9 protein-coding genes and 2 pseudogenes are annotated in these 9,153 nt (G+C 61.6%); 8 read left to right on the forward strand and 3 right to left on the reverse strand.

Features of this window, described 5'->3' with window-relative positions:
- Nucleotides 1-116: 116 nt before the first annotated feature.
- From AS156_RS16530 to AS156_RS44420, 8 genes are all read left to right on the forward strand, one after another.
- Nucleotides 117-1,055 carry a hypothetical protein gene (locus tag AS156_RS16530; protein ID WP_136626261.1) on the forward strand — a complete coding sequence of 313 codons (939 nt, stop codon included), beginning with the start codon at nt 117-119 and terminating at the stop codon, nt 1,053-1,055.
- Nucleotides 1,045-1,524, forward strand: a complete 480-nt coding sequence (locus AS156_RS16535; protein WP_136626262.1) for a hypothetical protein — start codon at nt 1,045-1,047, stop codon at nt 1,522-1,524. The genes AS156_RS16530 and AS156_RS16535 overlap by 11 nt, the downstream gene beginning before the upstream one ends.
- Before the next feature lie 2 nt (nt 1,525-1,526).
- Complete coding sequence (locus tag AS156_RS16540) at nt 1,527-2,321, forward strand: SCO family protein (protein ID WP_066506166.1); 795 nt, start codon at nt 1,527-1,529, stop codon at nt 2,319-2,321.
- Nucleotides 2,318-3,277, forward strand: a complete 960-nt coding sequence (coxB, locus tag AS156_RS16545) for a cytochrome c oxidase subunit II (protein WP_066506167.1) — start codon at nt 2,318-2,320, stop codon at nt 3,275-3,277. The genes AS156_RS16540 and coxB overlap by 4 nt, the downstream gene beginning before the upstream one ends.
- Nucleotides 3,274-4,953 carry a cytochrome c oxidase subunit I gene (locus AS156_RS16550; RefSeq protein ID WP_066506171.1) on the forward strand — a complete coding sequence of 560 codons (1,680 nt, stop codon included), beginning with the start codon at nt 3,274-3,276 and terminating at the stop codon, nt 4,951-4,953. Before coxB ends, AS156_RS16550 begins: the two co-directional genes overlap by 4 nt.
- Complete coding sequence (locus tag AS156_RS16555) at nt 4,950-5,582, forward strand: cytochrome c oxidase subunit 3 (protein WP_066506173.1); 633 nt, start codon at nt 4,950-4,952, stop codon at nt 5,580-5,582. The genes AS156_RS16550 and AS156_RS16555 overlap by 4 nt, the downstream gene beginning before the upstream one ends.
- Nucleotides 5,579-5,869, forward strand: a complete 291-nt coding sequence (locus AS156_RS16560) for a cytochrome C oxidase subunit IV family protein (RefSeq protein ID WP_066506175.1) — start codon at nt 5,579-5,581, stop codon at nt 5,867-5,869. Before AS156_RS16555 ends, AS156_RS16560 begins: the two co-directional genes overlap by 4 nt.
- Nucleotides 5,870-5,940: 71 nt before the next feature.
- Nucleotides 5,941-6,336: a hypothetical protein gene (locus AS156_RS44420; protein WP_245312861.1), complete on the forward strand. Its 396-nt coding sequence runs from the start codon at nt 5,941-5,943 to the stop codon at nt 6,334-6,336.
- A gap of 162 nt (nt 6,337-6,498) precedes the next feature.
- Here AS156_RS44420 and AS156_RS44425 read toward each other — a convergent pair.
- The 3 genes and pseudogenes from AS156_RS44425 to AS156_RS16575 all read right to left on the reverse strand — a co-directional run.
- Nucleotides 6,499-7,704: pseudogene (locus tag AS156_RS44425) on the reverse strand (MFS transporter).
- Between the two features lie 213 nt (nt 7,705-7,917).
- Nucleotides 7,918-8,096: pseudogene (locus AS156_RS40730) on the reverse strand (DUF4142 domain-containing protein); the annotation flags it as partial.
- A gap of 42 nt (nt 8,097-8,138) precedes the next feature.
- Nucleotides 8,139-9,153, reverse strand: a 1,015-nt coding sequence (locus tag AS156_RS16575) for an IS630 family transposase (protein WP_082747544.1), incomplete at its 5' end; no start/stop codon positions are given.

A 9,153-nucleotide genomic window follows, 5' to 3' on the forward strand; every position in this document is an offset into this window, starting at 1 on the left:
CCGCACGAGGCCAAAGCGTCGCAGCACTGGCCGGGGGCGTTGCGGCGCTGCTCGGCGTTGTCGGGTGCGCAATCGTTGATCCGGCAGCAGCCGGCACCGGCTGGCTCGTTGGATTCGTGTTCTGGGCGCAGATCCTGGTGGGCAGTCTGTCGCTCATGATGATTCATCGGCTGACCTCCGGCGGCTGGGGCGAGATCATCGCACCCGTGACCGAACCGAGCGCAGCCGCCATTCCGTTGCTGCTTCTTCTCGCCGTGCCGATCTTTGTCGCGATCCCTGCGCTATATCCGTGGGCCCAGAGGCCGCTCACGGTGAAGCCCGATGTCCTGTCGCTCTATCTCAATCGCCCGGCCTTTGTGGTGCGATCGCTGGTGGCATTGGCAGGTTGGTCGGCCTTGGCGTTTTTCCTTCCGCGGGCCGCCGGCGGGCGCGGTCAGTTGCTGGCAGCGCTCGGGCTGGCGTTCCATGCCGTCATCATCAGCAGCGTGTCGATCGACTGGTATCTCTCGATCGAGGCGCCTTTTACCTCGTCGTCGTTCGGAGCAAGCGTTGCAATTACCTCGCTCGTCGCTGCCTTGGCCTGGGCGACCATGTGGATGCCGGCACCCGACGACGAGCCGGCCATTGGCGACGTCGGCGCGCTGCTGCTGGCGACTATTCTTGGGATCACCTACATCGACTTCATGGCGGTTCTCGTCATCTGGTATGGCGATCTTCCGCGCGAAGAAGCCTGGTTCGTGGCGCGGAGTCATTTGCCATGGACCGCACTGGCTGGGGCGGCGTTTGCGCTGGGATCCCTGATCCCGACACTTGTGCTGCTTCAATCGCGCGTGCGGAACCAGCGCCGGCCGCTCCGCGTGGTCGGGATCATCACGCTCGTCGGGATTGCTGCAAACGACGCGTATCTCATTGCGCCGGCGAGGGGCGTAGCCGCGCTCCCCAGCGCGTTGCTGGCTGTTATCGGCATGGGTCTGATTATCATCAGCGTCACGTCGTTTCTTGCGCGAAGCGGAGCGCCGCGGCTGTTTGCATGGGGGCCGAGCGATGTCCGGTGAACGCCATCATATTCAGTACGTTCCCGAGTCTCCGAATGTTGGAATGGGATTCGTGGGTTGGACGGCGCTCGGCGCGCTGCTGCTGCTCGTGGTGTCGATCGGCGGCCTCTACGGCGTTTATCACGCCGTTGCGCCGCCCAGAGCTCTGCCGCAACCGCAGGAGTTTCCGCAGCCTCGCATCGACACGACGGAGAGTAAGGAATTTCAGCGGATCGCTGCCGCACAGCGCAAGAAGCTGGAATCCTGGCAATGGGCGGATCAGAAGCATTCGTTGGTTCAGGTGCCGATCGAACGAGCCATGCAATTGCTCGCGAAAAAGGGCGGCAACGCCTATCAGCCGCTGCTGCCATCGCCGCAAACTGCGCTGTCGGCGCCGACCGCCGCCGCCGAGCGATCAACGATCCAGCAACGGAGAGGAACTCCGGATGAACCCGAGGCGGAGCATCAGCCGCAGGAGCCGGGCAAATGAGAATGTCCTCCGTCCTCATCCCGCTGCTGATCTGTGCGCCGCTCGCGGCGCCGGGGCCGGCGAGGGCGGGGCTCATTGATGCCGACGTCCGGAAGGTTGAGGCGGCGCCAGCACCGGATGCAGTATTGCCGCTCGATGTTGGCTTCATCGACGAGAGCGGGCGTCCCGTGACCTTGCGCAACGCGATCGGCGGCCTGCCGTCGGTTCTGGTCTTTGCGGATTACACCTGTCGGACCTTATGCGGACCGATCCTGGAATTCACCGTAGCCGGTCTGGCGAAGACGGGTCTCAGGCCGGGAGCCGACTTCCACCTGGTGGCGCTGGGTATTGATCCAAAGGACAAACCGGCGGCGGCGCAAGCGATGCGCGCGCGCCACCTCGACGCCGGGAGCCCGATCGGTGCGGCGACGGTCTTCCTGACCGGCAGCAATGCGGCTGTGCGCGACGTCACGCAGGCGGCGGGGCTTCGCTACTCTTACGATGCGGAGCACGATCAATATGCCCATCCGGCGGCCGTGTACGTCGTTGATGCAAAGGGAAGAGTGCGCCGAGTCTTGTCGCCGCTCGGCCTGGACGCGGCTGATCTGCGGCTGGCCATCGTGGATGCGGGGCGCGGTACGGTCGGCACGCTCGCTGATCGCATCCATCTGTTGTGTTACGGCTACGATCCGGTGAAGGGAGTTTACACCGAACGCATCACCAGCATGCTCGCGGTTGCAGCGGTTATCACGCTGGTGGTCATGCTGGGCGGCATATCCCTGATGGCGAGGCGTGAACGTCGGAGCTTGCCGCCATGAAGCTCACCGAGTTTACCACGGCCGCTTCCGACTATGCCGCCCATGTCGATGCGCTATTCATACTATTGTCCGTGGTCTCGGGAGCCGTCGTCGCGCTCGTTGCGGGCCTGATCACCTATTTCCTGATCCGTTATCACAAGGGATCGGGCGCGCCGCGCGGCGAGACGCCGGAGCGGCTCGATCGAGAGATAGAGATCGGCTGGACGGCGGCAACGTCCTTTCTGTTTCTGTTCCTGTTCTGGTGGGCGGCATCACGCCAGCTATCGGCGCTGGCCACTCCCGAGCCTGCCCTCGAGATCCATGTCGTGGCCAAGCAATGGATGTGGCGCATCCAGCATCCCAGTGGCGCACGCGAGATCGACGAACTGCACGTGCCGGTTCATACCAACGTTCGATTGATCATGACATCGCAAGATGCGATTCACGACCTCTATCTTCCGGCGCTCCGGCTCAAACAGGACGTCCTGCCCGACCGCTATACCTATCTCTCATTCAACGCGACGAAGACCGGCGTCTTTCATCTGACATGTGCGGAGTTCTGCGGAACAGACCATTCGGTGATGGCAGGACGGCTCGTGGTCGTCACTCCGGAGGAATATTCGCGCTGGAACGCAGCCGTGCCGGAGGGCGATGATCTTGCCCATCAGGGCAAGGCTTTGTTCCTTTCGCTGGGGTGCTCCGGATGCCATACACCGGGCTCGACCGTTCATGCGCCGGACCTGAAGGGCGTCTACGGCAGCGCGGTGCAGCTTGCCGACGGCCGGACGGTCACGGCCGACGAAGCCTATTTGCGCGACTGCATCCTGTTGCCTGACAAGAACAGGGTAGCCGGATTTCCGCCCCTGATGCCGAATTTCAGCGGCGCGGTCACACCGGGGCAAGTGATCTCGCTGGTCGCTTACGTCAAGTCCCTCTCCAGCCAGTCAGTTGATACAGGGCAAGGAGCTTCGCCATGAGCGAGATGACGTTGCAATATGCGCCAACAGAAGAATCGGTGGCGACCAGCTATTTGGATGAGGGGCACACCGTATTGTCGTGGTTGTTGACCACCGACCACAAGCGGATTGCCATTCTCTACGCCTTATCAATCACCGCCTTCTTCTTCATCGGCGGTGTCGCAATCGGCCTGGTGCGGCTCGAGCTCATCAGCCCGACCGGCTGGTTCATGACGTCAGACGAGTACAACCGTGCCTTCACCATTCACGGAATCATAATGGTGTGGTTTTTCCTGGTGCCGTCAATTCCCGCCACGATGGGCAACTTCGTCCTGCCGATGATGATCGGCGCGCCGGATGTCGCCTTTCCGCGTCTCAACCTGTTGTCATGGTATCTGTATCTGATCGGTGCCAGTTTCACGGTCTACGTGCTGCTGAGCGGCGGCGTGGACACCGGCTGGACGTTCTACCCGCCGTTCTCGTCCACTTATTCTCACTCGAGCGTGGTCCCGGCTGCAATCGGCGTATTCGTGGTCGGCTTCTCCTCGATCGCGACAGGCGTGAACTTCATGGCGACCGTCCACCTGTTGCGCGCCCCGGGCATGACGTGGTTTCGCCTGCCGCTGTTCGCCTGGTCGATGTACGTTGTCAGCATGGTGATGGTGCTCGCGACGCCGGTTCTGGCGATGTCGCTGCTGCTGATCTGCGCGGAACGCCTGTTCGGCCTCCCGATCTTCGATGCCAGCGTGGGCGGAGATCCGGTGCTCTTTCAGCATCTGTTCTGGTTCTATAGCCATCCCGCCGTCTACATCATGATCCTGCCTGCCATGGGCGTCGTATCGGAAGTGTTCGCCTGTTTCGCGAGGCGTCGCGTCTTTGGCTATGCGTTCATGGTCTATGCCCTGCTGACGATCGGCGTGGTCGGCTTCATGGTCTGGGGACATCACATGTTCGTGGCCGGGCAGTCGCCGCTGGCAAACCTGATTTTCTCCTTCCTGTCATTCATCGTGGCGGTGCCGTCGGCGATCAAGGTCTTCAATTGGACCGCGACGCTTTACCGGGGACAGATCGGGTTCGAGGCGCCCATGCTCTATGCGTTGGGCTTTCTTGGGCTATTCACGATCGGCGGGCTCACCGGGCTGTTTCTCGCCTCCGTTCCCATCGATATCGCAGCGACGGATTCCTATTTCGTGGTCGCGCATTTCCACACGATCATGGTCGGTGGAACGGTGTCGGCCTTCATGGCCGGCATCCACTACTGGTGGCCAAAGGTGACCGGGCGGCGGTATCACGAGTTCGCAGCCCAACTCGCAGCCATCGCCATGTTCCTCGGGTTCAATCTGACCTTCATCCCGCAATTCATCATGGGCTGGCTCGGTATGCCCCGGCGCTATCATTTCTATCCGGACGTGTTCCAGATCTGGCACGTCCTATCAAGCGGCGGAGCGGCGATGCTCGCCGTGGCCTACCTGATGCCGCTTGGATATCTCGGGTGGTCGCTGTTCAACGGTGATCGAGCAGGAGATAATCCTTGGGGCGCGACCGGTCTCGAATGGCAGACGCCTTCCCCGCCGCCGAAGCGGAACTTCCTCCGGCCCCCGCAGGTGACGTCAGCGCCGTATCAGTATCACGACATTGGCCGTGCGCGTGAAGAGGTTGAGCAGGCGCCGGTGGAGGGGCGAGGGGACGCACGATGACCGATCTTTCCGGCGCCCTGCAGGAACCTTGGCCTGACCTTCGCTTGCAACGCGAAGCGGTCGGCCTCGGCATGTGGTTCTTCCTCGCCAGCGAGGTACTGTTCTTTGCGGCGCTGTTCTGCAGCTACGCGATCTATCGGAGCTTCAACGCCGAGGCGTTTCGGATTGCAGCCGCGCACACAAAGATCGTCTACGGCTCGATCAACATGGTGCTGCTCCTGACCTCGAGCCTCACCATGACGGTCGCGCTGCGCGCGGCGACTATCCAACTGCGACGGCTGACGCTCCTGTCTCTTGGCGCGACAGCAGCACTCGGGGTGGCGTTCCTGGTCACGAAGGGCCTCGAATACTACGCAGATATTAACGAGAACCTGGTTCCCGGACCAGGCTTTCCCTTGAAGCCGGCGGCCACCGCAATCTTCTGGGGGCTTTACTGGATCATGACTGGGGTTCACGCGCTCCACCTGACCGCCGGCATCGGCGTCGTCATCGCGGTGATGACGTTGTTTTGGCGCGGGACCATTCCGGTACAGGGGTCAACGATGGAGGGTGTTGCGATCTATTGGCACTTCGTGGATACGGTCTGGATATTTCTCTATCCCCTGATCTACCTGGCTGGCCGATCATGAACGGATCATCGGGAGATCATGAAACTCTCTGGCGTGGCCCGTTGTTGGCGTGGTCTGCGCTGCTTGCTCTCGCTGCGATCAGCCTTGGTTCGGCTTACCTGCCACTCGGTGCCGGCAACGTCGCGGTCAACCTCGTGATTGCAGTGGTAATGGCCGCCGTACTCGCGATCTTTCTGATGGATCTAAGGAACGGGACGACACTGGTCCGCATCGTCGCGAGCACTGGCCTGTTCTGGATGATCTTCATGTTCGTACTGACGTTCAGTGACTACCTGTCCCGCGGGTAGGTCGTACGGAAAATTCCCCAAGCTCGGGGGAGCGAGCCTGGGGTCCAGTCTGCGACGCAACTCGGGAAGTGATGAAGCACGTCAGGGAGCAGCGTTCGTTCGAACGGCCTGATCCGCTACTTCTGGCCCTGCGGCTGCTGGAACTTGGATGCATCCAATCCAAGGTCTGCGACCGTCTGCTGATCAGGCTGTCCGGTCGCCTGGAGCTGCTTGCTCTGCTGGAACTGCTTCACGGCGCTTTTGGTTTCGTTGCCCCAGCGTCCGTCCGTGGGGCCTGCCTTGAAACCGTTCTTGTCGAGGGCCTGCTGAACTTGCCGGACTTCGCCTCGCGGCGGAGACTGGATCGGCTGGTTGTTCTGAGCCGATTGCTGCTGGCCATTCTGCTGATTCTGTTGATGTTGCCGGTCTTGGGCGTTCTGCTGGTCTTGCTGCTGGTTCGGTTGCATTTGCCGTGCCCGTGCTGCTGATTATCGGATGCAGTGAAGGCGCCAGGTCCTCATGATGAGCCATCCATCGCGAGTTACGTTCGGTTCAACGCATGCGGGAGGGCCCTTAGCCATGTGAAAATGCGGCAAGGTTGCAAGTAATAGATCGCCCTCGTCGGCAAGCCGCTTCTGACCCGATGGGAACTATGTCCGATATCGGAGCCCAAAGATCAGCGCGATTATCGCGAAAGCTGCGATCGTTCCAGAGAATGCGATGTTGGCGATGGTTGCGTTGGTAAGGCTTGCCAGGACGCCTACGCCGATCACGGGTAGTGCGTTTCCGATGAAGCAACATACGAAATAGCTCGAAACCACGGCGGCCCGCTCATCCGTGGGCGCGATCTGGTTCACGACCTGCAAACTGCCGCGATAGCCGAGGCCGGCAGACACACCGACTGTAGCGGTCGCCATCAGCATGACCCACAGCGACGCGGAAATCTGTGCCGTCGCGACAGCGGCTGTCGCAGGGATCATGAGTGCGAGTGACCACAGCATCGCCTTGCGACTCGCGAGCATCTGCGTCGCAACGATCACGAGCGCGACCACGATCGCGAGTTCGAACAAAAGACCGCCGGCCGCGGCACGGCTCTCGATGTGAAGGTCATGAGACATGATCGACGGCATCAGCGCGGCATAGAACCCGACCAGTGCCATCAGGCCGAATCCGGCAATCGCGGGGGCCACGAACCGCGCTCGGATGTCTCGCGGAACGAGCAGCTTCGGATGAAGCTCAACATTCCGGAGATCGGGATGCCGAATGGTCTCTCGAGTGAGCCAAACCAGCGCGGCGGCGACGCAAGCAATCGCGAGATAGACGATGAACGAGAGCTGGAGCGGTCACGGCGCGTATTGCGCGAGTAGGCCCGAGAGCAACGACGCGAGGCCGAGACCTACGAAGTTGGCGCTCGTCCCGATGATGGCTGCGCGGCGCTTGTCGTTCCTGTCAACGAGCTCCGCGAGCCAGGCGTTGCCCGTGCCGCTCGCAAGACCGATACCGAGCCCGCTCAGGATGCGCGCGGCATAAAGGTACGCGATACCTTTGGCGAACAGGAAGATCAGAGCAGCGATGATCAGGACTGCTATCGCCGCGAGCGCGGTCGGCCGCCGACCCACCCGGTCGGAGACGTGGCCAAACAACAGGAGCGCAGTGACGTTGCCGAGCGCGTAGGCGGCATAGATCAGCGTTAGCGTGATCTGCGAAAAACCGAACGTCTGCTGGTAGATCAGGTACAGCGGTGTTACGAGAGTGCTCAGGCCAAAAGCAACGGCGAGCAGAATCCCGATTGCGGCGAGTGCCGCAGTCTCCTGGAGTTCCGTTTCCCGGTCCTGTGCAGCGCGAGCCTGCGCCATAGGGGCGCCTCGAGGAATTATGTTGTTGCTGTGCAATCCGGGGCGGCCCACATCGTTCCATAAGACTGACCGGTGCGATCGGTCTCAATCGCCGAATGCTATCGGCACGTCGTCGGGGCCGACGGGCTCGTCTTCCCATGGATTGCGAACAGCTTTCACGGTTCAGCGATCGGAGACTGGGCCCGCGTCCGGCGCGCGTCGCGGGCCGGAGAGCTACTTCCGGGTCTTGTCCATGTCCTGCGCCATCGTAAGATGGTGCTGGAGCGCGTGGGCGGGGTCTTGCCGGCCCAACCCTTCAGCTTCGGATTATCGCCACCCTTGGCGTAGCGTTCAAACAGGGAGACGGCGTCCTTGTGCGCGCTGACCTGCATCGGATCGTACTCGCTGGCGAACGCGTCGGGAGCCGTGGTGCGCAGCTAGTCTAGTACCCGGAATCAGAGTTGATTGATACGGCGGCCCTTGAAACGGCGTTGACGGATCTTTTTCTTGGTCCAGACGAAGGGCTCGGCTTTGTCGTTGTAGGCGTTGACGTAGGCATCGATGTGTTCCTGAAGCTGCTTGAGGCTTGTGAAGGAGGTGCCGCTGAGCGACTGCCCCTGCAGGATTGAGAACCATACCTCGATCTGGTTGAGCCAGGACGCACTCGTCGGTGTGAAATGGAATTGCACATTGGGATGGGCCTTGAGCCAGCTCTCATTCTTCTTGTGGGTGTTGAGGTTGTCGAGGATGACGTGAAGCTTTCGGCCCGGAAAGGCCGCGGTGAGGCTGTTCATGAAATCGAGAAACTCGACACGGCGACGGCGTTTTGAATGCGTAGCGATGATCTTTCCGGTGGCGACTTCGAGCGCTGCAAACAATGTCGTGGTGCCATGCCGCTTGTAATCGTGGCTCTGGCCGGTCAAGGCGCGGCCATTGGGCAACTTCAGATAGCCCTGCGCTCGCTCCAAAGCCTGGATCGAGGGCTTCTCGTCCACGCAGAGCACAATAGCCTTCGCCGGCGGGGCGACGTAAAGGCCAACGACATCGGCGGCTTTGGCCGTAAAGTTCGGGTCGTTGCTCTCACACCAGGACTTGCGAGCCGCGAGGTCAATCTTGTGGCTGCGCAGGAACCGCCAGACATATTGGACGTCAACATCGCCTAGCGCCTCGGCCAGCAGAGGGCCGGTCCAGCGCGCAAACCCTTGCGGGGGCGGCTTATCCAGCAGCTTCAGAATCCGCTTGTCGGTCGTCTTCGTATAGATCGGCTGCTTGCCGGGCCGCGGCTTGTCTTGCAGCCCTTCAAGGCCTTGGTCGGCATAGCGATGCCGCCAAACGCTGACAATCCGCGGCTGGACCCCAACTTCCTTGGCGATCGACCGGGTGCTGCGCCCGTCCGCCGCTAACAGGACTATCCGCGCCCGCTTCAAATCGCGCTGCAATGTCATCGGTGAGCGACAACACGCCTCAAGC

It is taken from the genome of Bradyrhizobium macuxiense, from assembly GCF_001542415.1.
Classification (GTDB): Bacteria; Pseudomonadota; Alphaproteobacteria; order Rhizobiales; family Xanthobacteraceae; genus Bradyrhizobium; species Bradyrhizobium macuxiense.

Coding starts and splice junctions, on each gene's coding strand:
- AS156_RS16535 (WP_136626262.1), top strand. CDS start 1,045: ATGTCCGGTGAACGCCATCATATTCAGTACGTTCCCGAGTCTCCGAAT.
- AS156_RS16540 (WP_066506166.1), top strand. CDS start 1,527: ATGTCCTCCGTCCTCATCCCGCTGCTGATCTGTGCGCCGCTCGCGGCG.
- coxB (WP_066506167.1), top strand. CDS start 2,318: ATGAAGCTCACCGAGTTTACCACGGCCGCTTCCGACTATGCCGCCCAT.
- AS156_RS16550 (WP_066506171.1), top strand. CDS start 3,274: ATGAGCGAGATGACGTTGCAATATGCGCCAACAGAAGAATCGGTGGCG.
- AS156_RS16555 (WP_066506173.1), top strand. CDS start 4,950: ATGACCGATCTTTCCGGCGCCCTGCAGGAACCTTGGCCTGACCTTCGC.
- AS156_RS16560 (WP_066506175.1), top strand. CDS start 5,579: ATGAACGGATCATCGGGAGATCATGAAACTCTCTGGCGTGGCCCGTTG.
- AS156_RS44420 (WP_245312861.1), top strand. CDS start 5,941: ATGAAGCACGTCAGGGAGCAGCGTTCGTTCGAACGGCCTGATCCGCTA.